This window comes from Paenisporosarcina sp. HGH0030, assembly GCF_000411295.1.
Taxonomy (GTDB): Bacteria; Bacillota; Bacilli; order Bacillales_A; family Planococcaceae; genus Paenisporosarcina.
This window is the reverse complement of the sequence record NZ_KE150421.1, coordinates 1,769,592-1,794,164: the sequence shown is the minus strand read 5'-3', so window position 1 is coordinate 1,794,164 and position 24,573 is coordinate 1,769,592. Positions and strand designations below refer to the sequence as shown.

At 41.1% G+C, this 24,573-nt stretch carries 30 protein-coding genes; 29 read left to right on the top strand and 1 reads right to left on the bottom strand.

Annotation, left to right across the window (positions count from 1 at the left end):
- Positions 1–50 precede the first annotated feature (50 nt).
- From HMPREF1210_RS08600 to HMPREF1210_RS17350, 27 genes are all read left to right on the top strand, one after another.
- Positions 51–542 (top strand): manganese efflux pump, encoded by a 492-nt coding sequence (locus HMPREF1210_RS08600; protein ID WP_016428267.1) that lies wholly within the window; start codon positions 51–53, stop codon positions 540–542.
- A 9-nt stretch (positions 543–551) separates the two neighbouring features.
- Positions 552–995, top strand: coding sequence for a low molecular weight protein arginine phosphatase (locus tag HMPREF1210_RS08595; RefSeq protein WP_016428266.1), 444 nt, complete (start codon positions 552–554; stop codon positions 993–995).
- Between the two features lie 452 nt (positions 996–1,447).
- Positions 1,448–1,888 carry a ribose 5-phosphate isomerase B gene (rpiB, locus tag HMPREF1210_RS08590; RefSeq protein ID WP_016428265.1) on the top strand — a complete coding sequence of 147 codons (441 nt, stop codon included), beginning with the start codon at positions 1,448–1,450 and terminating at the stop codon, positions 1,886–1,888.
- A 14-nt stretch (positions 1,889–1,902) separates the two neighbouring features.
- Positions 1,903–2,454 (top strand): TIGR01440 family protein, encoded by a 552-nt coding sequence (locus HMPREF1210_RS08585; protein WP_016428264.1) that lies wholly within the window; start codon positions 1,903–1,905, stop codon positions 2,452–2,454.
- A gap of 21 nt (positions 2,455–2,475) precedes the next feature.
- Positions 2,476–3,714 (top strand): serine hydroxymethyltransferase, encoded by a 1,239-nt coding sequence (gene glyA, locus HMPREF1210_RS08580; RefSeq protein WP_016428263.1) that lies wholly within the window; start codon positions 2,476–2,478, stop codon positions 3,712–3,714.
- Between the two features lie 398 nt (positions 3,715–4,112).
- Entirely contained in the window at positions 4,113–5,498 is a 1,386-nt protein-coding gene (locus HMPREF1210_RS08575) for an amino acid permease (protein WP_016428262.1), read from the top strand.
- A gap of 369 nt (positions 5,499–5,867) precedes the next feature.
- On the top strand, positions 5,868–6,497 hold the full coding sequence (gene upp / locus HMPREF1210_RS08570; RefSeq protein ID WP_016428261.1) for a uracil phosphoribosyltransferase: 630 nt from the start codon (positions 5,868–5,870) through the stop codon (positions 6,495–6,497).
- 19 nt (positions 6,498–6,516) lie between these two features.
- A complete protein-coding gene (wecB, locus tag HMPREF1210_RS08565; protein WP_036659473.1) occupies positions 6,517–7,632 on the top strand; it encodes a non-hydrolyzing UDP-N-acetylglucosamine 2-epimerase in 1,116 nt (371 codons plus the stop codon).
- Between the two features lie 474 nt (positions 7,633–8,106).
- Entirely contained in the window at positions 8,107–8,319 is a 213-nt protein-coding gene (locus tag HMPREF1210_RS08560; RefSeq protein WP_016428259.1) for an AtpZ/AtpI family protein, read from the top strand.
- Between the two features lie 240 nt (positions 8,320–8,559).
- Complete coding sequence (gene atpB, locus HMPREF1210_RS08555) at positions 8,560–9,270, top strand: F0F1 ATP synthase subunit A (protein WP_016428258.1); 711 nt, start codon at positions 8,560–8,562, stop codon at positions 9,268–9,270.
- A 59-nt stretch (positions 9,271–9,329) separates the two neighbouring features.
- Positions 9,330–9,554 (top strand): F0F1 ATP synthase subunit C, encoded by a 225-nt coding sequence (atpE, locus tag HMPREF1210_RS08550; RefSeq protein WP_016428257.1) that lies wholly within the window; start codon positions 9,330–9,332, stop codon positions 9,552–9,554.
- A gap of 150 nt (positions 9,555–9,704) precedes the next feature.
- A complete protein-coding gene (gene atpF / locus HMPREF1210_RS08545; protein WP_016428256.1) occupies positions 9,705–10,238 on the top strand; it encodes a F0F1 ATP synthase subunit B in 534 nt (177 codons plus the stop codon).
- Positions 10,235–10,771 carry a F0F1 ATP synthase subunit delta gene (locus tag HMPREF1210_RS08540; protein ID WP_016428255.1) on the top strand — a complete coding sequence of 179 codons (537 nt, stop codon included), beginning with the start codon at positions 10,235–10,237 and terminating at the stop codon, positions 10,769–10,771. Before atpF ends, HMPREF1210_RS08540 begins: the two co-directional genes overlap by 4 nt.
- Positions 10,772–10,798: 27 nt before the next feature.
- Entirely contained in the window at positions 10,799–12,307 is a 1,509-nt protein-coding gene (gene atpA / locus HMPREF1210_RS08535; RefSeq protein ID WP_016428254.1) for a F0F1 ATP synthase subunit alpha, read from the top strand.
- A gap of 42 nt (positions 12,308–12,349) precedes the next feature.
- Entirely contained in the window at positions 12,350–13,207 is an 858-nt protein-coding gene (atpG, locus tag HMPREF1210_RS08530; protein ID WP_016428253.1) for an ATP synthase F1 subunit gamma, read from the top strand.
- 30 nt (positions 13,208–13,237) lie between these two features.
- Positions 13,238–14,653: a F0F1 ATP synthase subunit beta gene (gene atpD, locus HMPREF1210_RS08525; RefSeq protein ID WP_016428252.1), complete on the top strand. Its 1,416-nt coding sequence runs from the start codon at positions 13,238–13,240 to the stop codon at positions 14,651–14,653.
- Positions 14,654–14,677: 24 nt separating this feature from the next.
- Positions 14,678–15,085 (top strand): F0F1 ATP synthase subunit epsilon, encoded by a 408-nt coding sequence (locus tag HMPREF1210_RS08520; RefSeq protein WP_016428251.1) that lies wholly within the window; start codon positions 14,678–14,680, stop codon positions 15,083–15,085.
- Positions 15,086–15,405: 320 nt separating this feature from the next.
- Complete coding sequence (locus HMPREF1210_RS08515) at positions 15,406–15,642, top strand: DUF1146 family protein (protein WP_016428250.1); 237 nt, start codon at positions 15,406–15,408, stop codon at positions 15,640–15,642.
- A gap of 370 nt (positions 15,643–16,012) precedes the next feature.
- Complete coding sequence (murA, locus tag HMPREF1210_RS08510) at positions 16,013–17,314, top strand: UDP-N-acetylglucosamine 1-carboxyvinyltransferase (RefSeq protein ID WP_016428249.1); 1,302 nt, start codon at positions 16,013–16,015, stop codon at positions 17,312–17,314.
- A gap of 507 nt (positions 17,315–17,821) precedes the next feature.
- Positions 17,822–18,799: a stage II sporulation protein D gene (gene spoIID, locus HMPREF1210_RS08505; protein ID WP_016428247.1), complete on the top strand. Its 978-nt coding sequence runs from the start codon at positions 17,822–17,824 to the stop codon at positions 18,797–18,799.
- Between the two features lie 34 nt (positions 18,800–18,833).
- Complete coding sequence (locus HMPREF1210_RS08500) at positions 18,834–19,487, top strand: M23 family metallopeptidase (protein ID WP_016428246.1); 654 nt, start codon at positions 18,834–18,836, stop codon at positions 19,485–19,487.
- A gap of 55 nt (positions 19,488–19,542) precedes the next feature.
- On the top strand, positions 19,543–19,815 hold the full coding sequence (locus HMPREF1210_RS08495) for a sporulation transcriptional regulator SpoIIID (RefSeq protein ID WP_016428245.1): 273 nt from the start codon (positions 19,543–19,545) through the stop codon (positions 19,813–19,815).
- 182 nt (positions 19,816–19,997) lie between these two features.
- The gene (locus tag HMPREF1210_RS08490) at positions 19,998–20,993 is read left to right on the top strand and encodes a rod shape-determining protein (RefSeq protein WP_016428244.1); all 996 of its coding nucleotides are present in this window, start codon (positions 19,998–20,000) and stop codon (positions 20,991–20,993) included.
- A gap of 53 nt (positions 20,994–21,046) precedes the next feature.
- On the top strand, positions 21,047–21,346 hold the full coding sequence (locus HMPREF1210_RS08485) for a DNA-directed RNA polymerase subunit beta (protein ID WP_016428243.1): 300 nt from the start codon (positions 21,047–21,049) through the stop codon (positions 21,344–21,346).
- A gap of 224 nt (positions 21,347–21,570) precedes the next feature.
- Positions 21,571–22,014, top strand: coding sequence for a 3-hydroxyacyl-ACP dehydratase FabZ (gene fabZ / locus HMPREF1210_RS08480; protein WP_016428242.1), 444 nt, complete (start codon positions 21,571–21,573; stop codon positions 22,012–22,014).
- Positions 22,015–22,109: 95 nt separating this feature from the next.
- On the top strand, positions 22,110–22,496 hold the full coding sequence (locus HMPREF1210_RS08475; RefSeq protein WP_016428241.1) for a hypothetical protein: 387 nt from the start codon (positions 22,110–22,112) through the stop codon (positions 22,494–22,496).
- An 85-nt stretch (positions 22,497–22,581) separates the two neighbouring features.
- Positions 22,582–22,923 (top strand): hypothetical protein, encoded by a 342-nt coding sequence (locus tag HMPREF1210_RS17350; protein ID WP_016428240.1) that lies wholly within the window; start codon positions 22,582–22,584, stop codon positions 22,921–22,923.
- A gap of 115 nt (positions 22,924–23,038) precedes the next feature.
- On the opposite strand, the gene HMPREF1210_RS08465 is transcribed toward HMPREF1210_RS17350, so the two are convergent.
- A complete protein-coding gene (locus tag HMPREF1210_RS08465; RefSeq protein ID WP_036659469.1) occupies positions 23,039–23,476 on the bottom strand; it encodes a YwpF family protein in 438 nt (145 codons plus the stop codon).
- A gap of 264 nt (positions 23,477–23,740) precedes the next feature.
- On the opposite strand from HMPREF1210_RS08465, the gene HMPREF1210_RS08460 reads away from it, so the two are divergent.
- A complete protein-coding gene (locus tag HMPREF1210_RS08460; protein ID WP_016428238.1) occupies positions 23,741–24,160 on the top strand; it encodes a single-stranded DNA-binding protein in 420 nt (139 codons plus the stop codon).
- A 77-nt stretch (positions 24,161–24,237) separates the two neighbouring features.
- Positions 24,238–24,381: a hypothetical protein gene (locus HMPREF1210_RS18210; RefSeq protein WP_016428237.1), complete on the top strand. Its 144-nt coding sequence runs from the start codon at positions 24,238–24,240 to the stop codon at positions 24,379–24,381.
- Positions 24,382–24,573 lie beyond the last annotated feature (192 nt).

Sequence of the window (24,573 nt, the reverse complement as noted above, 5' to 3'; positions counted from 1 at the left end):
CTTTTTTGCATATGCTAGAAGCAATGCAATAGAGGGGGGAGATTTTTTCATTGCCTACAGAAATGCTTGCGGGGCTACTTACCGCACTGGATGTCGTCGCACTTTATAGTGTATTACCAAAAATCCGCTTCCCGCTCATCCTTGCCATTTGGACAGGAATTTTACATATGATTTTCCCGCTCCTCGGTTTTCTAGCAGGAGAGTGGGTTACCTCGTTCATCGTTGAAGGTGGACGTTTCATCTCCAGTATTCTTTTATTTCTTACAGGTGTTCATTTATGCTTATATCAACAAAAACCAAAATCCACACTCATTCCCCCCATTTTACTTGCCATTGTTGTCAGCATTGATACCTTTTCAGTTAGCCTTTCTTTTGGTATGCTTCAATTACAAAAGTGGTTTTTCTTATTCAGTGCCGGCTTTTTCGCTTTAGCGTTTTCATATGTTGCGCTAAAAAGCAAACTGATCAAAGGACCATTGCTAACACGCATATCAGGAGTATGTCTCATGTTGATGGGATTGCTCACTTTGCTAAATAAATGAGGGATTCACGTGAACATCTATTTCATATGTACAGGAAATACTTGCCGCAGTCCGATGGCGGAAGCAATATTCCAATCTCATAATAAAGAAGGAATGCACGTACGTTCAGCAGGAATCTATGCAATGGACGATGGTGACATTTCGGAAAATGCCAAACAAGTCATTCGTGAAGCCGGCATTGATTTCACACACTATTCCCGTCAGGTAAGTGGAGAGGATGTACGCTGGGCAGACCTTGTATTGACCATGACCTCTGCACATAAGCAACTAATCATGCAAGCTTTTCCTTTTGCTGCAGACAAAATATTCACCTTGAAAGAATACGTACGCCCATACGGTTCCCACGACGTGTCCGATCCATTTGGCGGTGACGTGTACATGTACCGTCAAACTTTCCAGGAGCTCACTCAACTGACGAATGAATTACATTCAAAATTAAACGAAGAACAATGACGGCTCTTAATGATTGGGAGCTGTTTTTTTTTTTTTGCAAGGCTAGATTTTCAGGTTTTAAGATTTAATAGTTTTGTTTTCGCTACGCTCCTGTTTTGAAGAAGTGATATCTCACAACAAGTAGACTTGTGAGACAGGTTGTTGCTGTCTTTTCCGTTTGTGAAAAATTTAACGCTCAAACTGGCTTGTTTATCGATCAATCTAGAGATTTATCGCTCAAACAAGTCTCGTTGGCAAGTTAACTTAAGGAGACGGCAGGCTTCATTTCTAGATAAACACCTTCGAAATGGAGATATACACCAATGAAATAAAGAAAACCACCTCTGATTCCTCCATATCCACTTACGAATTCAAGATAACCCAAATCAAAGAATGGCTAGAAAGGCACTTTGCGCTTTTCTTAGTAAAAATGGTAAGATAAAAGCGAATATGAATAGAAATGAGGGACTGAAATGAATATCGCGATATCTTCCGATCACGGGGGCAATACTTTGCGTAAAGAAATTACTTCTTTACTTGACGAACTGGGACACACATATCAGGATTTCGGTCCACAAACGAGCGATTCAGTCGATTATCCGGACTATGCAGGACCTGTTTCAGAGGGGGTTGCTACTGGGAAATTTGACCGAGGCATCTTAATTTGCGGTACAGGTATTGGCATGTCAATTGCAGCCAATAAAATCAAAGGAATCCGTTGTGCATTGGTTCACGATGTGTTCAGCGCAAAAGCGACACGTGGCCATAATGATTCCAATATATTAGCAATGGGCGAACGCGTAATTGGTGGCGGTCTGGCTCGTGAAATTGTAAAAACATGGTTGGAAAGCGAATTTGAAGGTGGACGTCACGAACGTCGCGTCGCAAAACTTTCAGAACTCGAAAACAAATAGAGGAGTTTGGTCATATGGATGCACACACAATGTGGCAGCCGCAACTCGAACAATTGCTCAGTGAGTTTGCGACACAAGTCACGTTCACACCAGGGCAAATCATTGTTATCGGTTGCTCGACCTCTGAGATTGTTGGAAAACGAATTGGCTCGGCAGGAGGGCTTGAAGTGGCGGAAAGCTTATTCGAACCGTTGCAAGCATTTGCAAGCAAGCATGAGATTCATTTAGCTTTTCAAGGGTGCGAACATATTAACCGAGCGCTAACGATGGAAAGACAAACGGCACATACCTATGGTATAGAACCGGTAAATGTCATTCCAGTTCAAAAAGCGGGAGGTTCCATGTCTGCCTACGCCTATACACATTTCAATGATCCGGTTGTGGTCGAGCAAGTAAAAGCCCATGGTGGCATCGATATTGGACAAACTTTGATCGGCATGCACATTAAACCTGTAGCAGTACCGATCCGAACATCTGTAAAACAAATTGGTGAAGCCGTTGTCACACTCGCTACTACCCGTCCGAAACTCATCGGCGGAGAGCGAGCAGTATATAAAATCAAGTAGACATAAAGGGGATATGGACACATGAAGAAGATTGCTGAGCAAGACAAAGCTATTTTTGAAGCAATGACTGCTGAAAAAACACGTCAACAAGGGAATATCGAATTAATTGCATCTGAAAACTTTGTTTCAGAAGCAGTAATGGAAGCTCAAGGATCTGTATTAACGAATAAATATGCAGAGGGCTACCCAGGAAAACGTTATTATGGTGGCTGTGAACACGTAGACGTAGTGGAAAACATTGCGCGTGACCGTTTGAAAGAAATTTTTGGAGCGGAACATGCGAACGTGCAACCACATTCTGGCTCTCAAGCAAATATGGCGGTTTACATGACTGTACTTGAGCAAGGCGACACGGTTTTGGGAATGAATTTATCCCATGGCGGTCACTTGACGCATGGTTCTTCAGTCAACTTCAGCGGGATTCAATATAAATTCGTTGAATACGGTGTGGACGAAATGACTGAAACAATCGATTACTCGGATGTGCGCGAAAAAGCCTTGCAACATAAACCAAAAATGATTGTTGCTGGAGCAAGCGCGTATTCACGTACACTTGATTTTGCTAAATTCCGTGAAATTGCAGATGAAGTCGGAGCGTACTTAATGGTTGATATGGCTCACATTGCTGGCTTAGTAGCAGCTGGAGAGCATCCAAATCCAGTACCTCATGCTCACTTTGTAACCTCAACGACACACAAAACACTTCGTGGTCCACGTGGCGGCTTGATTCTTACAACCGAAGAATTTGCGAAGAAAATTGATAAAACAATTTTCCCAGGGATTCAAGGTGGTCCATTGATGCATGTAATCGCTTCGAAAGCAGTAGCATTTGGAGAAGCGCAACAACCTGAATTCAAAACGTATATTCAACAAGTGGTCAAAAATGCAAAAGCATTATCTAACTGCTTAATTGATGAAGGCATTGATGTTGTTTCAGGCGGCACGGACAATCACTTACTGCTCGTTAACTTAAAGTCTTTGAACTTAACTGGTAAAGTAGCAGAAAAGTTATTGGACGAGGTTGGCATTACAGTGAACAAAAATACGATTCCTTTCGATAAAGAAAGCCCATTCGTTACTTCAGGTATCCGAATTGGAACACCAGCTGTAACATCTCGTGGTTTCAAAGAACCAGAAATGAAAGAAATCGCGTCAATCATGTCGAAATTATTGAAAAACCACGAAGACGAAGCAGTTCATAAAGAAGCGGCTGAACGAGTAGCAGAACTTACTTCTAAGTTCCCTCTTTATCAGGTATAGAAGAATTGATTTTTGCATAAGTATTGAAGGACTTCTCCCATTTGGAGAAGCCCTTCTTTTTTATGGAAAATCATTCTATTTGAAATATTGAAATACTATAATAGTAATTCAATATTAGAAATTATTTTGGCTAAAATAATGTTCAGCCGAGTGATATTGGGGTATTCCTACCATTTCCTCAAGACCGTAAAGTTTGGAAAATAATTTCCAAAATATTGTGTGGGAGGCATATTCATCTATTTTGAATAGTAAAATCGTCGCTTGCTACTAGCACATATGTAACTAGTCAAACTATTATAAATGTTTTATATTTATATAATACTTATTTTAAAAGAGTATTATAAATTGAAAAACTATTTTTCATCACGAAGAACAGAAGAACTAAGGGGGATTTAAATATGAAGGGCAAGACGCAACCAAAAGGTCTTCAACGGGGGCTTGAAGAAAGGCATATAACACTGATGTCTTTAGGAGCAGCCATCGGAGTAGGACTGTTTCTTGGATCTGCAACGGCAATAAAGTTAGCAGGACCGAGTATTTTATTTGGATATGCATTCGCCGGGATGATGATGTTCTTTATTATGAGAGCACTTGGGGAAATGGCTATTCACAAACCAGTAGCGGGTTCGTTTAGTAAATACGCACGTGATTACTTAGGACCGTTGGCAGGATACATAACTGGATGGAATTATTGGTTCTTATGGGTCGTAACTTGTATGGCCGAAATCACGGCTGTTGGTATTTATATGGAATACTGGTATCCAGACACGCCGCGCTGGATTTGGGCTTTAGCAGCATTAGTTGCAATGGCTTCGATTAACTTTTTAGCAGTCAAAGCGTATGGTGAATTGGAGTTCTGGTTTGCTTTAATTAAAATCGTCACAATTATCGCGATGATCTTTATTGGGGCAGGCATGATTGTATTTGGTATTGGTAACGGGGGCATCGCAACCGGTATCAGTAATTTATGGGAACACGGGGGCTTCTTCCCGAACGGAATTGAAGGGCTTTTATTATCTCTGCAAATGGTTATGTTTGCTTTCCTTGGTATTGAAATGATCGGTGTAACAGCTGGAGAAGTCAAAAATCCAGAGAAATCGCTTGCAAAAGCGATTGATTCGGTTTTCTGGCGCATTCTGATTTTCTACGTAGGGGCACTATTTGTCATCATGTCCATTTATCCATGGGAGGAAATCGGATCAAAAGGAAGTCCGTTTGTAATGGCATTTGAACAAATCGGTATTCCTGGCGCAGCTGGTATCATCAACTTCGTTATTTTGACAGCAGCACTATCTTCTTGTAACAGTGGGATTTTCAGTACTGGAAGAATGTTGTTTAACTTAGCAGAACACGGTGAAGCTCCAAAGAAATTTGCAAACCTGACAAGAAACGGTGTTCCAGGAAAAGCCGTTATTGCAACAGCAATAGTTTTACTGGTTGGGGTAATTTTGAATTATATAGTGCCGGCTAAAGTATTTACATGGGTAACGAGCATCGCAACTTTCGGTGCAATCTGGACGTGGGGGATTATTTTGGTTTCTCAAATCCAATTCCGTAAGAAACTAAAACCTGCGGAGAAAGCAAAACTGAAATACAAAGTTCCTTTCTTCCCGATCACATCTTATATTGCACTTGCTTTCCTAGTGTTTGTTATCGTTGTAATGGCATATTCCCCGGATACAAGAATCGCACTTGTTGTTGGGCCACTATGGCTAGTTTTCTTAACAGTTTATTATTATGGAAAAGGGTTCCACAAAAAGAACCGAGCCCATCACTCGAAGTAAAATAGTGTGGAATTTTAAGGCACCATGGACGATTAGTCTGTGGTGCTTTTCTTGTTTTTTCGACAGACATGATTTGAAAGGATAAAAATAGGTTAAAACATTATAAGGTAATTTCCATAAGGGAAAACTTGGTGTGCTTGTATTGAGAATTCAAATAAATTATATAAAAGGAATAAACATTCGCGAAAGGGAACAAATCAAAATAAGAGAGGGAATAAACACTCCTCTCCAATCAGAAAGGAACCTTTCAATCAATCATCTTGTCATATAAACGAAACTTTCTTAAAAATGTAAATATGAAGGGAGTCGAGCGTAACCGTTTTTTTCTGCTATAATAGATAAAGTTTGAACGTTAAAGGAGAGGACAAAATGGGAAAAGTATACGTATTTGATCATCCATTGATCCAACATAAATTAACATACATCCGTGACAAGAAGACGGGTACGAAAGAATTTCGCGAATTGGTAGATGAAGTAGCAACATTGATGGCTTTTGAAATTACACGCGATATGCCTCTTGATGATGTTGAAGTAGAAACGCCAGTAACAACAGCTAAAGCAAAAGTTTTATCTGGTAAAAAATTAGGCATCGTGCCAATTTTGCGTGCCGGTATCGGTATGGTAGACGGTATTTTAACATTAATCCCAGCGGCTAAAGTCGGACATATCGGCTTATACCGTGATCCAGAAACTTTACAGCCTATCGAATATTATGTGAAGCTCCCAGCGGACGTTGAAGAGCGTGATTTTATATTAGTTGATCCAATGCTTGCAACGGGTGGATCTGCACTTGTTGCAATCAATGCTTTGAAAAACCGCGGTGCAAAAAGCATTAAATTTATGTGCTTAATCGCTGCTCCAGAAGGTGTAGAGGTTCTTCAACAAGCACACCCTGATGTTGATATCTACATTGCTGCCCTTGACGAAAAATTGGACGACCACGGTTACATCGTGCCAGGACTTGGCGATGCTGGTGACCGTTTGTTCGGAACAAAATAAGTAAGGAAGTGCTTTGACCTTGACGAAAAAATGGAAAGTCATGACGATTTTTGGGACACGCCCAGAAGCAATTAAAATGGCACCACTCGTATTGGAATTGGAAAAACATACAGACGAAATCGAATCCATCGTGACCGTAACGGCGCAACATCGCCAAATGCTTGACCAAGTGTTGGACACATTCGGCATTACACCTGACTTCGATTTGAACATTATGAAAGACCGCCAGACTTTAATCGACGTGACAACACGTGGACTTGAAGGATTGGATGCAGTCATGAAAGAATCGAAGCCCGACATCGTCTTGGTACATGGCGATACGACAACGACTTTCATTGCAAGCTTAGCGGCTTTCTATAACCAAATCGCAGTTGGTCACGTAGAAGCGGGACTTCGTACATTTAATAAATACTCACCATACCCTGAGGAAATGAACCGCCAATTAACTGGTGTTATGGCAGACCTGCATTTCTCACCAACGGAAGTGTCTGCAGATAACCTTCGCCGTGAAAACAAACCGGAAGATCGCATTGTCGTAACAGGCAACACGGCGATTGACGCGTTGAAAACAACGGTTCGCGAAGAGTACTCGCATCCTGTACTGGAACAAATCGGCTCAGACCGAATGATTTTATTGACGGCACACCGTCGTGAAAACTTGGGTGAACCGATGCGCAACATGTTCCGTGCAATCAAACGTTTGATTGAAGAACATGACGACGTACAAGTTGTCTACCCAGTTCATATGAATCCTGCTGTACGTGAAATAGCTAGTGAAATCCTTGGAAATGATCCACGCATTCACTTGATCGAGCCTCTAGAAGTACTCGATTTCCATAACTTCGCAGCACGTTCTTTCATTATATTGACTGATTCAGGCGGCGTGCAGGAAGAAGCACCTTCTTTAGGGAAACCGGTTCTTGTATTGCGCGATACGACTGAACGTCCAGAAGGAATCGCGGCAGGAACATTGAAGCTAGCGGGTACGGACGAAGAAACAATTTATGGTTTAGCAAAAGAATTGCTGACGAACGATGAAGCTTATGCATCAATGTCTCATGCATCCAACCCGTATGGTGACGGTGAAGCATCAAGACGAATCGTTGAAGCGCTGAAAGACTATTTAAATAAGTAGAAAAAAGGAAAAGGGACAGCCTCGGCAGTCCCTTTCACTATGAGATTGTTAGGGAATTGTATTAGAAAACGTGAATTTTAGATATAGTTGTCCGAATTCTAGATAAACGTAGGTGAAATCTAGATAACGCTGCACGAATTGAAGATATCACCACACAAAATGCAAATAACCTTCTTCGAATACGAGATAAACTCGAGATAACCACTACTAACCAATCTGCATCAGCACCAAAAAAGAGTTATTTCATAACAACTCAGCCTGCTGTTTGCAAATTTGTCGACAATATGTCGATTGAGGCGACTTTGTGAAGTTTTTCACGGGAATCAATTGACATCATTTTACCCCTATTGTATGCTTACAAAGGGTATGAATGAGAGGGCTTTCATGTGTATAATTCACGTTGAAACCTTGTCGTATCTACTTTCTATCAGATTCGCGATTTTTACAAAGTCATGCAAAAACGTGAGGATCACCATGCGTCAAACGAGACGTCCTTTACAAGAAATGGCCCTTTATTCGGCTATTCTCTCACAACTTGTTGGTTCTATTTTAATAGGAGTTTTCACTGGAATGTGGCTCGATGACAAAATAGACACCACCCCGTTATTTTTAGTGCTTTTTCTGTTCATTGGCCTTGCAGTCGGTGTAACAGCCATGATCTTGACCATTCGAAAGAGTGAATCATGATTTAGACCGTTATTTATGTATAGGAAGAAACTCATTTAACAGTTTCAACAGTAAGACCATACATAGAAACTACTTTCCGTTTAAACACCCTTTGCAAGAATTTCTTTCGGTTTGACATGAAGAATGTCGAAATCAGGAAGAAGCATGAATTCAGTAATCTCGATTGTCTTCTATTAATAGTAGACAGGATTATATACATGAAAAACTCTATACCGAATTGTGAAAGAGAGGTGAATGCACGTGCATCATGAGAACCCGACGGTGGTATGGCTTGGGCTTACGTTCAACCTATCAAACGTTATGATGCTAACAGTAACGGCACTTATCGTTCTATTAATCGCAGTAGTTTCTACTCGGAACTTAAGTTTAAAGCCAACTGGTATGCAAAATTTTATGGAGTGGTTAATGGACTTCGTAAAAGGGATTATCAAAAGCAATATGGACTGGAATACAGGTGGACGATTCCATGTTCTAGGTATTACGCTTATCATGTTCATCTTTGTAGCGAACATGTTAGGTCTACCATTTTCAATCGTTATCAATGGTGAATTGTGGTGGAAATCTCCAACCGCAGATCCAATCATAACGATGACGTTAGCGGTTATGGTCATGATATTAACTCATTACTATGGCATCAAGTTAAAAGGTCTTTCCGAGTACGGAAAAGATTTCTTGAAACCTTTACCGTTCCTTCTGCCCCTTAAGATTGTAGAAGAGTTCGCCAATACGGTGACACTTGGTCTTCGACTTTACGGGAACATTTATGCAGGGGAAGTATTGCTAGGGTTACTAGCAGGTATTGGTGGCGCAAGTATTTTTGGTTTTGCAGGAGCATTGATTCCAACATTAGCTTGGCAAGGTTTCTCGATTTTCGTAGGAACGATTCAATCGTTCATCTTCGTCATTTTAACAATGGTTTATATGTCTCACAAAGTGAGTCATGATCATTAAGTATAACTTGTTCAATACTTGAACAAAGAAAAAACAAATTTCAAGGAGGCAACACACACATGGAAGGTTCAATTGGTATTTTAGCAGCAGCAATCGCAATCGGTTTAGGAGCTCTAGGAGCAGGTATCGGTAACGGATTAATCGTTTCAAAAACAATCGAAGGTATGGCTCGCCAACCTGAAGCACGTGGATTATTACAAACAACAATGTACATCGGGGTTGCATTAGTAGAAGCCCTTCCTATCATCGCAGTAGTTATCGCGTTCATCGTTTTAAACAAATAATATATATATACTCACAAATGGTAATGGCGAAGTTGATCTTTGACGATTCTTCGTCATTCTCTTATGAATATTGATCGTTTTTAAACATAGAAAATCCATCTGTTTAGATTCAGATAAAGACTTGAAGCTCTTGAAGGGAGTGAAACAATCGTGTTTTTGGATTACCTCGTCCTAAATGCCACTACAGAACATGCTGTAAAAGCACTTAACACTGGTGACATTTTTGCTACTTTAATCGTTTTCATCCTTTTAATGGTCCTATTGAAGAAATTCGCATGGGGTCCGTTGATGGGAGTAATGAAGCAACGTGAAGAGTTAATTGTTAGTGAAATCGAAGCAGCTGAAAAAAGCCGCCAAGAATCACATCAATTACTTGAAGAACAACGTGCCTTATTAAAAGAAGCACGCACAGAAGCACAAGCGATTGTTGAAAACGCGAAGCAACAAGGCGATGCACAACGTGAAGAAATCATCACAACTGCACGCGCTGAAGCAGGCCGTTTGAAAGAATCAGCTGTCCGTGAGATTGAAACAGAAAAAGAAAAAGCTATCGCAGCAGTACGCGAAGAAGTTGTATCTCTATCTGTTCTTGCAGCATCTAAAGTTCTTGGAAAACAAATTTCTGAAGAAGATAACCGTGCGTTAATCGAAGAAACGATTGCGAAGGCAGGCGATGTAGTGTGAGTCAATCAACTGCAGCGAAACGTTATGCCCTAGCATTGTTTCAACTAGCACAACAACATAACCAACTAGCTCACGTGGAAGAAGATTTCCGTGAAGTGAAAGTGGTATTTAAAGAAAATCGTGAATTGCAGGTTATGCTTGCTTCTCCAAAGCTTTCTTTAGACCGTAAAAAAGAGTTGATTCGTGAGTTATTCGGTAAAGCTAATCCTTTCGTAGTGAATACACTGCAAGTGTTGATTGACCGTAAACGAATCAATGAAGTAGTGGCAGTAGCTACTGAATTTGAAACACTTTCAAACGAAGCACAAGGTATTGCTGACGCGAAAGTATTCTCTACACGTCCTTTGACTGATGATGAGCGTGCGGCGATTTCGTCTGCATTTGCACACAAAGTAGGGGTGAACTCTTTACGCATTGAAAACGAAATTGATCCATCATTGATTGGTGGCATTCGTCTTCAAATCGGGAATCGTATTTTCGATAGCAGCGTAAGCGCTAAGCTAGACCGCTTGAAAAAACAACTTATTGGTTAATATTATGAAACGAAAGAGGTGACATACATGAGCATCAAAGCTGAAGAAATCAGTGTCTTGATTAAACAGCAGATTGAAAATTATCAATCTGAGATGAAAGTTAGCGATGTGGGTACAGTTATCCAAATTGGTGATGGTATCGCTCGTGCTCATGGTCTCGACAACGTCATGGCTGGAGAGTTATTGGAATTCTCTACCGGTGTTATGGGTATGGCACAAAACTTAGAAGCGAACAACGTAGGTATCGTTATTCTAGGACCATATGCAGATATCAAAGAAGGCGATGAAGTACGTCGTACAGGCCGTATTATGGAAGTACCAGTTGGACCAGAATTGATTGGCCGTGTTGTCAATCCACTAGGCCAACCAGTTGATGGCTTAGGCCCAATCAACACAACAAAAACTCGTCCAATCGAAAGCCCAGCACAAGGTGTTATGGCCCGTAAATCGGTTCATGAACCATTGCAAACTGGGATCAAAGCGATTGACGCACTAGTGCCGATCGGCCGTGGTCAACGTGAGTTAATCATCGGTGACCGTCAAACAGGTAAAACAGCTGTTGCGATCGATACAATCCTTAACCAAGCTGACCAAAACATGATTTGTATTTACGTAGCAATCGGTCAAAAAGAATCGACTGTTCGTAACGTAGTTGAAACGCTTCGTAAAAACGGCGCATTAGAATACACAATCGTTGTTACTGCATCAGCATCTCAACCAGCTCCATTATTGTACCTAGCTCCTTACACAGGTATTACAATGGCGGAAGAATTCATGTTTGATGGCAAGCATGTACTAATTGTTTATGATGATTTATCTAAACAAGCTGCTGCTTACCGCGAACTTTCATTATTACTTCGTCGTCCTCCGGGTCGTGAAGCATATCCAGGGGATGTATTCTACTTACATAGCCGCTTGTTAGAGCGTGCTGCTAAGTTGAATGAAACACTTGGTTCAGGGTCAATTACAGCTCTTCCATTCGTTGAGACACAAGCTGGAGATATCTCTGCTTATATTCCAACAAACGTAATTTCGATTACGGATGGACAGATCTTCTTACAATCTGACCTATTCTTCTCAGGTGTTCGTCCAGCAATCAACGCGGGTCTTTCAGTATCACGTGTTGGTGGTTCAGCTCAAATTAAAGCAATGAAAAAAGTTGCGGGTACACTACGTCTTGACTTAGCTGCATTCCGTGAACTTGAAGCATTCGCTCAATTCGGTTCTGACCTTGATAAAATAACTCAATCCAAATTAAACCGTGGTGCACGTACAGTAGAAGTATTGAAACAAGACTTGAACAAACCGCTTAAGGTTGAAAAACAAGTTATTATTCTTTACGCTCTTACACGTGGTCACTTAGATGATATTCCAGTTCAAGATATCGTTCGTTTCGAGAACGAATTGCACAGCTGGTTAGATTCAAACCACACAAACGTTTTAGATCACATCCGTACAACAAAAGATCTTCCTGCTGACGAAGACTTAGTAAACGCGATCTCAGCGTTTAAAAAGACATTTGCTAAATCAGAGTAATCTTTTTGGATGAATAAAAAACGATAAGGTGGTGAAATACCAGTGGCATCATTACGCGACATTAAAAGCCGAATAACATCGACAAAGAAAACGAGCCAGATTACAAAAGCGATGCAAATGGTGTCGGCTTCGAAATTGAACCGTGCAGAATTGAATGCGAAATCATTCGTTCCTTACATGGCGAAAATTGAAGATGTCGTAGGAGCAATCGCTTCAGGAACTAGCGATAATGGGCATGCAATGCTCAAATCTCGCCCTGTAGTTAAGACAGCTTACCTCGTCATCACAGCTGACCGTGGACTTGCGGGTGCATACAACAGTAACGTGTTACGTGCTGTAACGAATGCAATTCGTGAACGTCACACATCAAATGATCAATTTGTAGTCTTTGCAGTTGGACGTATCGGTCGTGATTTCTTCACGAAACGCGGCATTACAGTAATTGAAAGTGCAGTCGGTTTACCGGATCAGCCTTCATTTGCTGATATTAAAGAAATAGCGCGCAAGGCTGTTGGTATGTTCACAGAAGGTATGTATGATGAACTTTATATGTACTACAACCATTTTGTTAGCGCCATTCAACAAGACGTTACAGAGAAAAAGGTGCTTCCGTTAACGGACATCGCTATGACAAGCACGGCTGCTTCATATGAATTCGAGCCTTCAGGCGAAGCAATTCTTGAAGTACTGCTTCCACAATATGCGGAAAGCTTGATCTACGGTGCTTTACTAGACGGCAAAGCAAGTGAACATGCTGCACGTATGACAGCAATGAAGAGCGCAACCGATAACGCAAGTGAACTAATCAGTTCATTGACATTACAATTCAACCGTGCACGTCAAGCAGCGATTACCCAAGAAATTACGGAAATCGTCGGCGGCGTAGCGGCTCTAGAATAGAAGAAGTAAGTAAGACAGGAGGGAACAAGTATGAACATAGGACACGTTCTTCAAGTAATGGGTCCAGTTGTTGACGTTAAGTTCAACAACGGCCAGTTACCAGCAATCTATAACGCATTGACAGTTGCGATTGAACGTCCAAACCAAGAGCCAACAACGTTAACTCTTGAAGTTGCGTTACACCTTGGTGACGACTCTGTCCGTACAGTAGCTATGTCATCTACAGATGGCTTGAAACGTGGTGCGGAAGTTACAGACGCTGGATCAGCAATTACAGTTCCAGTTGGTGACATCACATTAGGTCGTGTATTCAACGTACTTGGTGAAGTAATTGACTTAGGCGAAGAGATCCCGGCTGAATTACGCCGTGACCCGATTCACCGTCTTGCACCAACGTTCGAACACCTTTCAACAGAAGTTGAAATTCTTGAAACAGGAATCAAAGTAGTAGACTTATTAGCTCCTTATATCAAAGGTGGTAAAATCGGTCTCTTCGGTGGTGCTGGTGTAGGTAAAACTGTACTTATTCAAGAATTAATCAATAACATCGCACAAGAACACGGCGGTATCTCGGTATTCGCAGGTGTTGGTGAGCGTACGCGTGAAGGAAATGACTTATTCCACGAGATGAGCGATTCTGGCGTAATCAAGAAAACAGCAATGGTATTCGGTCAAATGAACGAGCCGCCTGGTGCACGTATGCGTGTTGCCTTGACTGGTTTGACAATGGCTGAGTATTTCCGTGATGAGCAAGGTGCAGACGTACTATTGTTCATCGATAATATCTTCCGTTTCACTCAAGCAGGTTCTGAGGTATCAGCCCTTCTAGGTCGTATGCCATCAGCCGTTGGTTACCAACCAACACTTGCTACTGAAATGGGTCAATTGCAAGAGCGTATCACGTCTACTAACGTAGGTTCTGTAACATCGATTCAAGCGATTTACGTACCTGCCGATGACTATACGGATCCAGCTCCAGCAACAACATTTGCTCACTTAGATGCAACAACAAACTTAGAACGTAAACTTTCTGAGATGGGTATTTACCCAGCGGTAGATCCTTTGGCTTCAACTTCTCGTGCATTGTCACCTGAAATCGTTGGCGAAGAGCACTACTCAGTTGCTCGTCAAGTACAATCAACACTTCAACGCTACAAAGAACTTCAAGATATCATCGCGATTCTTGGTATGGATGAGTTATCTGATGATGACAAGTTAACGGTTAACCGTGCTCGTCGTATTCAGTTCTACTTATCTCAAAACTTCCACGTAGCTGAGCAATTCACTGGCCAAAAAGGTTCATACGTACCGGTTAAAGAAACAGTTCAAGGATTCAGACAAATTCTTGATGGTAAATATGATCACCTACCTGAAGATGCATTCCGTTTAGTTGGACGCATTGAAGAGGTTATTGAAAAAGCGAAAAGCATGGGCGTTGAAGTTTAATAACAGGGACCAGGAGGGGAAAAAATGAAGACCATCAAAGTCAATATTGTCACTCCCGACGGCCCGGTATACGATTCTGAAGTCAACATGATCATTGCCTCTACAACAACTGGTGAAATTGGTGTGCTACCTGGACACATTCCAATGGTTGCTCCACTTAAAGTGGGTGCCATTCGTCTGAAAAAGGAAGGAACAACTGAAATCGTTGCAGTAAGCGGCGGTTTCTTGGAAGTCCGACCTGACCAAGTATCCATTCTAGCTCCATCAGCTGAAGTAGCTAGCACAATTGATATCAATCGTGCGAAAGAAGCAATGAAACGTGCTGAAGAACGTCTGAACTTATCAAAACAAGACGACGTCGATTTCAAACGTGCGGAACTATCATTGAAACGCGCAATGAATCGTATCAACGTTAATGAGGGTAACATCTAATAAAAGATGGCGAGTCGAGGAGTAGTATTCTCCTCGACTCGTTTTTTTATTTGATAGGTGGGGGTCTCTCTATTTCACAGATCGATATAGAGGATTCACTGTTGTTTATTTACAATGCGCAATGTTATATCTGAATGTAATGAATGTATTTCTGGAAATGAGTTTTCAATCTCCAATTTCATTTTTCAACACAATTCGTAACGTGATAAGTTTATTAACTTAATTTTTCACATTCGTACGTATGCTGCCAGACAACATCTTAACAAAAGTGTTTTCCTTACTTAATTCGACCACTTTTCATACAAAAAGGAGCAATCACCATGTATACACAAATTGGGCAACAAGCAATCCTTGGCATTTTATCGCATACATTTTTTATCGGAATTACATTTTTTGCACTTCGTGCTGTCATGATCGAAAAAGTTGTCAAAAAGCAACATGTTTTTCAAGTGCAACTACTATACATTCTTTTGAGCATTGCAATCGGTTCTTCAGTGTCGAACTTCTTTCTGCACATGTCGACTTGGTCGAAACAGATTCCGTTCCTCTTTTCATAAAGAGTCTCTTTATGTCCATAAAGATGAACGAGTTTCGTAGCTATGGCCATGGAGAGAACAAATATTACCCGGGAAATAAATTGTCGAAGGATGGTTTAATCCTAGTGTCGAAGGGAATTAGTAGGTAGAATAACTTAACAAAAAAGAGTTTAAAAGAGTTCCATTTTGACCGACACAAAGAACTTGTGACTTACGTATCATATAAAACAGTTACTTGTCAAAAAGTTCACAAAAAATGAGGGAATGGGTACTTGTGTTATACGAGAAATGTCTGTAATATGAGTAATGTTTTTATTCCTAATAAATGACATCATACGAGTTTAATCGACACATAGAGAAAAATCATTATATAAAACATGGAGGGTCAACATTGGATAAAATTATTGTAAGAGGCGGCCATAAGTTAACAGGGAAAGTAAGAGTAGAGGGTGCAAAAAATGCGGTACTACCGGTATTGGCAGCAGCTCTTTTAGCATCAAAAGGAAAAAACATCATTCGTGACGTAGCGAACTTAGCAGATGTTTACACGATAAATGAAGTATTGAAAAGTTTAGGTGCATCAGTGCAATATTTCCCAAAACAAAACGAAGTCATTATCGATTCTTCAGCTACATTATCAAGTGAAGCTCAATTCGAATACGTTCGTAAAATGCGTGCATCGATCTTAGTAATGGGACCGATTTTAGCTCGTAACGGCTTTGCGCGTGTAGCACTTCCAGGGGGCTGTGCAATCGGTTCTCGTCCAATCGATCAGCATTTAAAAGGTTTTGAAGCGATGGGCGCTGAAATCTCATTTGGTCATGGATTTGTTGAGGCAAGAACAGAAGGTCGCTTAAAAGGTGCTAAAATTTATATGGACTTCCCAAGTGTTGGGGCAACTGAAAACATCATGACGGCAGCAGCATTGGCAGAAGGAACGACAATTCTTGAAAATGCTGCAAGAGAGCCGGAAATTGTAGATTTGGCGAACTTCATCAACGAAATGGGTGGACGTGTTATCGGGGCTGGTACCGACACGATTCGCATCGAGGGTGTAGAAGAATTAGAAGGTACACTTCACCATATCATTCCTGACCGTATTGAAGCAGGTACATTCATGGTGGCAGCTGCCATCACAAAAGGTGATGTAACAATCGAAAACGCAGTTCCTGAGCATATGGCAGCGTTAATTTCCAAAATGGAAGAAATGGGCGTTCATATCAATGAAGAAGAAGACGGACTTCGTATCCGTGCAACTGAAACATTGAAATCAGTGGATATTAAAACAATGCCGCATCCTGGCTTCCCGACTGACATGCAATCACAAATGATGGCATTGATGTTAACGGCAACTGGCACGGGAATGTTGACTGAAACGGTATTTGAAAACCGCTTTATGCACGTAGAAGAATTCCGTCGCATGAACGGGAATGTAAAAATTGAAGGTCGCTCGGTTATTATGCAAGGACCATCTGAACTTCAAGGCGCAGAAGTGGCAGCAACTGATCTACGTGCAGCTGCAGCATTAATTTTAGCGGGCTTGGCTTCAGAAGGCGTAACACGCGTTACTGAACTTTACCATCTTGACCGTGGATACGTGAACTTCCACTTGAAACTACAGGCACTTGGAGCAGACATTGAACGCGTTTCATCTGAGTCTTCTGATGAAAAAGTAATGCAACAAACCGTTTAATCCATATCCTATCCTATTCCAAAAACCGACATCTTATACCCAAGATGTCGGTTTTTTGTGGAAAATTTTATTCCCGTTAATACTCAGTTTTGGGAAGAGGGGGTAGGGGGATATTTAGTTTATGCCATTTCCTTTTTATTTGTTCCTATTCGGAAAGCTCACTTTGTTTATATTAATCCGTAACAGTAATACCCCTCAGAATGAAGTGGGAGGGGGCAAGTTGGTTTGTTTACGCTTTACTCCTGTTAGAAGTGTGGCAATATTAACGGGAGGGAATTTTTATTCCCTTTCAAGATTTGTTCCTATTAAGGATACGTTTAATCCCTCTCGCGAGTACTTTATTCCCGTTCGCACTATTCCCGTTCGCCCAGTTACTTCCAAAAAATATCCATAGAAGTGTAAAATGGTTTTGTTTCAGTTGCGATGCTGATAAGAGGTCTCGACATACGATATGAAGAAACCCATTTGAAATCTAGATTTACTCGCATTAAATCCAGATAAATTCTAATGCTCTCTGTAATTCATATTCTTTACTCTATCATCATATATTCCACCATGAGATACTTAGCCATTGTCATCACCTGTCTCTGTTTATTCCTCCTGCCACTGCAAATAATTAAGAAACTACCGCAACAAGGGCAAGTGTCAGCACCCGAACCCGAAACCGACAATGTTGTAGCTTGTGAACCTATACTAATTCGCGTGGAAGGGCATGCTGAGCCGTTTCCATTAGAGGACTATGTCAAAGGTGTCGTGCAAGCAGAAATGCCAGCTACGTTCAAGCTAGAGGCCTTAAAAGCGCAAGCAATTGCCGCACGAACATTCGCACTCAAAACAACCAATTTTGGTTCAAAATCTATTAAACCAACTACTTCACACCAAGCGTTCATCTCACCGAGTGAACGCATATCCCCTCCAAACATCGCACAAGCAATCACGGAAACTGCCTCACAAATTCTTACCTATAATAATGAACTCATCACAGCCATGTTTTTCTCCACGAGCAATGGGAAAACGGAAAGCGCGAAAGGGTATAGTGGCAACGACATTCCATATTTAGTCATCACGGATAGCCTGGGGGATACCATATCTCCGAAGTTCAACAACACGAAAACATTCAGCCTGAAAGAATGGAACGAGGCATTCGGCTTTAATTGGACAGCCGATCACTTCAAGACACTGGTGCTGACGCCAAATGAATCACAACGAGTCAAACAAATGACGACCACTCAGCACGAATGGACAGGCCGTGAAATACGGGATATTTTAGGGCTCCCCTCCACGGATTTCGAAATTGATGCATCCAATCCAAATCTTATCACCGTATCAACGAAAGGATACGGGCATGGAGTCGGGATGAGTCAATACGGAGCAAACGCTATGGCGCAGGAAGGGAGTAAGGTAGAGGAGATTTTGAAACACTACTATCCGAAGACGGAAATAAAAAATTTCCAATCTATTCAACCAGGATGTTTAAAACCTTGAATCGCTGACAACACTAGCATCAGAGGTGATGAATATGCGAGAGGAAAAATCTAATAATCCTTCTCTACCAAAAAAACCAAGTAAAAAACAAACGTGGCTATGGCCAGCGATTTACGTAGGGTTTTCGCTGCTATTTGTCGGCATGATCTGGGGGTACAATGCGTTTATTGATTCTGATAATGTCGCAAAAGGTCCACGAACTGAAGACACGGGAGCAAAAGAAGTTGCTGTAACGTCTCAAAAAGAGTCAATGAAATTCCCATTTGACGAAGCGATGCTTGACCAAATGACAATTCTGCAAGATTTCTATGATCCTACTGCAACGGACGAATCACAAGAAAATTCTCTTCTTGTATTCAACCAAACTTACGAAACAAGTAGCGGTGTGACCATCTCAATTGAAGGCGAACCGTTTGAAATTTTAGCTGCAATGAGTGGTACAGTAAAAGAAGTAAATCTTGATCCATTCCTTGGGGACGAAATCGTTCTAGAACATGAAGACGGCCTACTTACACAATACCGTTCCGTAAAAGAAATTTCAGTGAAAGCCGGTGACCATGTACAACAAGGTCAACCTATGGCAACTGCTACTGAAAATGAATTCAACCCAACAGCTGGCGTTCATTTACAGTTTGAAGTGTATGACAAGGGAGAAGCAATTAATCCACGTACGTACTTAGCGTTCTAATTCCCAACTTTAAGGCATACGGTATAGGAAACGTTCGGTACGGAAGGATGCGGTCTTGCACGAACAGATCCGGAAACGTTGCCTAGAGCTTGGCGTATTGGTGCATGAAACGGGCTTAACGGTACGCGCGGTTGCAAAGAAAACGGGCTACTCGAAAAGCACGGTGCACAAAGATTTAACAGAACGTTTAAAACTAGTAAATGAAGCACTGGCCAAAGAAGTTAGTGAAATCCTTGCCTATCATAAGTCGATTCGGCATATCCGGGGCGGGGAAGCAACGAAACAGATGTGGAAACTTAAAGAGGAACACACAGAAGAAACGTCATGACGATTACTCGTCATGGCGTTTTTTCATGTGGTAAAAGAACACCGAAGCTTCGTTTTCAGAACAGGACTATTTACTAAAAAAGATGTAATTATTTGCTCTCTATGATAGAATAGTCAGTTAGTAGAGACAAAGATAGAGAAAGTCAACTATTATGGGATTTGTAGGAAGGGGAAACAAGGTTCATGTTTGCTAAAGATATTGGAATTGACCTTGGAACGGCTAACGTTTTAATACATGTAAAAGGTAAAGGCATTGTATTAAACGAGCCTTCAGTAGTAGCAATGGATCGCAAAACGAAACGTGTGTTGGCAGTAGGCGAAGAAGCACGTAAAATGGTAGGGCGTACTCCTGGAAATATAGTGGCGATTCGTCCGCTAAAAGACGGAGTAATCGCTGATTTTGATGTGACTGAAGCGATGCTGAAACACTTTATTAATAAACTGGATGTAAAAGGATTTTTATCAAAGCCACGTATCTTAATTTGTTGCCCAACGAATATCACAAGTGTGGAACAAAAAGCGATTCGTGAAGCGGCGGAGAAATCTGGCGGCAAAAAAGTTTTCCTCGAAGAAGAACCAAAAGTGGCGGCGATTGGAGCGGGCATGGATATTTTCCAGCCAAGCGGAAATATGGTCGTTGATATTGGTGGGGGAACAACAGATATCGCGGTCCTTTCGATGGGCGACATTGTAACGTCCGAATCGATTAAAGTAGCCGGCGATGTGTTTGATAATGATATTTTACAGTACATAAAACGCGAATATAAGTTATTGATTGGCGAACGTACGTCTGAAGATATTAAAATAAGAATCGGTACGGTATTCGCTGGTGGACGCAAAGAAGAAATGGAAATCCGCGGCCGAGATATGGTTACAGGCTTGCCACGAACTATTCTAATCACTTCTGAAGAAATCGAAAAATGTTTGCGAGAATCCATTGCCATGATCGTGCAGGCTTCGAAAAATGTTCTGGAAAAGACACCTCCAGAATTATCTGCAGATATTATCGACCGTGGCGTGATTTTAACAGGTGGCGGCGCACTGATGCACGGCATTGATTTCTTGCTTGCACAGGAATTGAAAGTACCGGTTTTAATAGCCGAAAACCCAATGGACTGTGTAGCCATCGGTACAGGTATTTTGCTTAATAATATTGGCAAAGCTTCCACTCGACTGTAGAGATCACCAACAAATATACATGCACAATTGATGGACGATAAGGAGAACGGCGAATGACGAATGAAGTAAAAGACGAACAACTACAGGTAAAAACACAGCCAGTTGCTTCTAACCGAAAACAGCACAAAGCTGAAAAAGCCGAAGCTAAGGGTCAAAAGAAAACTTGGTGGGTTCAAATACGTCTTTTCCCGATTTGGCTTCGTATTATTTTGGTTTTAGCTCTTGTCGTTGCTGCAATTGCAGCAGGATTAGTTATTGGCTATGGTTACATCGGAGATGGTGAACCAAAAGATGCACTTAAGTGGGAAACATGGCAACACATTTTGGACATTTTAAACGGGAAAGTGAAGTAAATCGACTCTTTGCACGTCTTTAGTAAAAATATTGTCTAGCTACAAGCGCCAGCTCGCACCTCCGGTTAGGTCCATAGGATGTGGGTCATGAAGGCGTTCCGACACGATTTCGGGACACTAGCCTTCATATCGAAACAATTCGAAAACAGATTTTCGATTCGTTTCTTCCACCATCGGAGTCGATCTGAAGTGGCGCTTTACGCTTTTCTTATGGAGGTTTTACAGTGACATTATCAGCTCAACAAATTCAAGCAATTTTACCACATCGTTATCCATTTTTATTGGTCGATCGAATTACTGAAATTGAAGACGGCAAACGTGCAGTTGGTTTGAAAAACGTTTCAATCAACGAAGATTTCTTCAATGGGCATTTCCCAGGATATCCTGTAATGCCAGGTGTTTTAATTATCGAAGCATTGGCACAAGTTGGTGGAGTAGCGTTATTGAACAAAGAAGAAAACAAAGGACGTCTTGCATTTTTGACTGGTGTAGATAACTGCCGTTTCAAACGACAAGTCGTGCCTGGCGATCAACTTCGCTTGGAAGTGGAATTCGTAAAACTTCGCGGGGCAATGGGCAAAGGTCATGCCATCGCGACAGTAGACGGCGAAATCGCGTGCGAAACAGATATTTTATTTGCTCTCGGACCAATTGTTGAAAAAGAATAATCACTATTCAACAAGTAAAAGTTGTTTAATGCTAATCGTCTGAGGGAATAATAAAGCAGACGGTGTAGCCTTTCAAGTAGGAGGTTTTCCGCTTCATGTATAAAGAATTACCAACCGGAGTAAAAAGTAGCATTACACGCTCCATCAAAACCGTTTTTGAACATTATATGGCTTCGATTGAATGGTCTGAAAATCGTTTCAGTATGGAAGACTTCATTCAAGCTTGGCGTATATATATAAGTGAAAGTGCTACATGGACAGACAAGATTTCTGAAGAATGTAAGCAAGATCCAGCATTTCACGAAGAAATTGCCAAAAAAATGAATCAAGCCATTGATAAAATTTTGAATGAGCCACCGTCTGAAGAACAAGTTGCAAAAATTGAAATCATGCAAGAACAACTCAAAACTCATTATGATTATGCGTGTAAAGCGGAAGCGGCATACGTCGAATCCATTTTAAAAGAAAAACTAAACGCATAGTCGGATAGTTCCTTCCTTTCCCGGGCAACATACAGTGAATCACATTAATTGTGGTGAACAATTGCCGGAAAGGAGGGAATTTTTTATGTGGAAAAAAGCAACGATGGTCTTTGGTATGAGTGCACTTTTACTTGTCGGATGTAACATGAATAACGACAAAGTACCAGGAAACGAAACCCCAATGGAAAACGACGTAGAAAACGATGTAAATGACGTAGAAAACAATGTAAATGACGACGTAAATGACGTACGTGAAGATACCCAAGATTTAGTGCCTGGTACTGAAGGTGAAAATCATGTGGATCCAACAAAAGAAGATCAAAACAAAGATAATGATAAAGACATGATGAAAGACGCGAATACAGATGAAGAAGAAATCCTTGAAGATGACATGGATAGACGTGACGCGGATAACAAAGACGAATAATACTGAATTATGAATAATCCCGAATGTCTTTTCTGGACGAAATGAATCGAAAATTTGATTGAGTTTCTGAAGCTAAGACGCGAATTGGGCTCGCTTTAATACAAAAAAGACTCGGCTAAATTTCAGCCGAGTCTTTTTTTAAATGAGGTCGTTGTCGCATATCGTTTTCAAAGCGAGTAATAAGCTTTTCACCTGTTAATCCATCTTGGACGAGTTCTGTCAAAAGTTGCAAGGCATACTTACGACGGGTGCGAATTAACATCCCTTTCAACAGTACCGAAACATAATCACCAATTTCTTTGACAGCATATACTGCAACTTCAAAGCTTGCAGGTTCATTTTCAGGATACGAAATGACGACTTTCACTTCAACCAATTCCCCAGAACCATTGTATTGCTCAAATATCGTACTGTCTTTTTTATCGACATACATTTCTAATATCCATGATCGGTGGCTGTTTTCTTGATTGATGATGATGCCATCTACGAGAGGAATCGCAATGGTTTGGTCCCCTTGAACCAATGTCATAGACAACATTTTAAAGGTTTTCAATAAGCTCACAGCCTTTCCGCAAAGTTTAATTGACTCTATTATATCATAGACTTCAAAAATCTTAGAGAACTAGCCAAAACCGCATTTTAAAGAAATGCTTCACACTTAGAGCCACATGGTATAAGAAGAACTTTGTTAATATGTGGTACTTGCAAAATTAAATTTTTACAGGCTCAAAAGAGGGCAAAATTAATTTTTGGTCCTTTGCACACAATTAAATGTGCTTTGTACAATAAATTCAGTAACCTGAAAGGAGGTGAATAAATGAATCAAATCGGGATGATTGGCCGCATGACAAAAGATCCAGTATTTCGGCAATTGTCTGAAGGAAGGGTGCAAGCAAGTTTCGTGTTGGCTGTACAACGTACTTACAAAAGTGCAAAAGCGGATGAAGCAGATTTTGTATTGTGCACTGTATGGGGGAAACTTGCTGAACACACAGTAAAGTATTGTGGAAAAGGCTCGCTTGTAGGAATCAGTGGACATATCCACTCGAGATCCTACCAAAAAGAAGATGGCAATCGTGTCTTCGTGACCGAAGTCATCGTTGAAGAAGTTCAATTCTTACAAACGAAACCGAAAGCAGGACAATCTTCAGAAATTCCTCATATGAAAAAAGAATCGCAAGCGAAAGAAGACTTTATATTCTCTGAGGAAGAGCATAAAGAATTACCGGTTGTGTAACTATGTTTTCCACGGTAGACCGCACCGTTGGTTAGTACACAAGATTTCCCAATCCAAGAGAAAGGAATTCACCCAATATGAAAGCTTCATCATCTGATCATCTCATTCGAATGGAACTACATATGGAACAACTAATTCGTATGATTGCGAATTTGAATGAGCGGATTCAAGTGCTCGAACACAAATTAACCGAACCCGCATTACGCGTAGTGGGCAAATAAGATTTTACTAGATTGGCAAGAGAGGAAACCGGCCGCGTGAAGCACGGTCGGTCTTGTACATAGAAAAGCTGAAAGCACCACTCTAGCTCAACACCGGCGCTGGAAGGCACGGTTCCCTTTGCGACGAGTAACCGCGGGAGCATTACCTTTGCGACGAGTAACCGCAGGAGCATTACCTTTGCGACGAGTAAC

Bases quoted from the DNA above. Each gene is read 5' to 3' on its own strand.
- atpD (WP_016428252.1), top strand. From the start codon at position 13,238: ATGAACATAGGACACGTTCTTCAAGTAATGGGTCCAGTTGTTGACGTT.
- HMPREF1210_RS08515 (WP_016428250.1), top strand. From the start codon at position 15,406: ATGTATACACAAATTGGGCAACAAGCAATCCTTGGCATTTTATCGCAT.
- rpiB (WP_016428265.1), top strand. From the start codon at position 1,448: ATGAATATCGCGATATCTTCCGATCACGGGGGCAATACTTTGCGTAAA.
- HMPREF1210_RS08500 (WP_016428246.1), top strand. From the start codon at position 18,834: ATGCGAGAGGAAAAATCTAATAATCCTTCTCTACCAAAAAAACCAAGT.
- atpE (WP_016428257.1), top strand. From the start codon at position 9,330: ATGGAAGGTTCAATTGGTATTTTAGCAGCAGCAATCGCAATCGGTTTA.
- upp (WP_016428261.1), top strand. From the start codon at position 5,868: ATGGGAAAAGTATACGTATTTGATCATCCATTGATCCAACATAAATTA.
- spoIID (WP_016428247.1), top strand. From the start codon at position 17,822: ATGCTCTCTGTAATTCATATTCTTTACTCTATCATCATATATTCCACC.
- HMPREF1210_RS08575 (WP_016428262.1), top strand. From the start codon at position 4,113: ATGAAGGGCAAGACGCAACCAAAAGGTCTTCAACGGGGGCTTGAAGAA.
- HMPREF1210_RS08460 (WP_016428238.1), top strand. From the start codon at position 23,741: ATGAATCAAATCGGGATGATTGGCCGCATGACAAAAGATCCAGTATTT.
- HMPREF1210_RS08585 (WP_016428264.1), top strand. From the start codon at position 1,903: ATGGATGCACACACAATGTGGCAGCCGCAACTCGAACAATTGCTCAGT.
- HMPREF1210_RS08475 (WP_016428241.1), top strand. From the start codon at position 22,110: ATGTATAAAGAATTACCAACCGGAGTAAAAAGTAGCATTACACGCTCC.
- HMPREF1210_RS08560 (WP_016428259.1), top strand. From the start codon at position 8,107: ATGCGTCAAACGAGACGTCCTTTACAAGAAATGGCCCTTTATTCGGCT.
- HMPREF1210_RS08485 (WP_016428243.1), top strand. From the start codon at position 21,047: ATGACGAATGAAGTAAAAGACGAACAACTACAGGTAAAAACACAGCCA.
- HMPREF1210_RS08490 (WP_016428244.1), top strand. From the start codon at position 19,998: ATGTTTGCTAAAGATATTGGAATTGACCTTGGAACGGCTAACGTTTTA.
- HMPREF1210_RS17350 (WP_016428240.1), top strand. From the start codon at position 22,582: ATGTGGAAAAAAGCAACGATGGTCTTTGGTATGAGTGCACTTTTACTT.
- HMPREF1210_RS18210 (WP_016428237.1), top strand. From the start codon at position 24,238: ATGAAAGCTTCATCATCTGATCATCTCATTCGAATGGAACTACATATG.
- atpA (WP_016428254.1), top strand. From the start codon at position 10,799: ATGAGCATCAAAGCTGAAGAAATCAGTGTCTTGATTAAACAGCAGATT.
- HMPREF1210_RS08520 (WP_016428251.1), top strand. From the start codon at position 14,678: ATGAAGACCATCAAAGTCAATATTGTCACTCCCGACGGCCCGGTATAC.
- glyA (WP_016428263.1), top strand. From the start codon at position 2,476: ATGAAGAAGATTGCTGAGCAAGACAAAGCTATTTTTGAAGCAATGACT.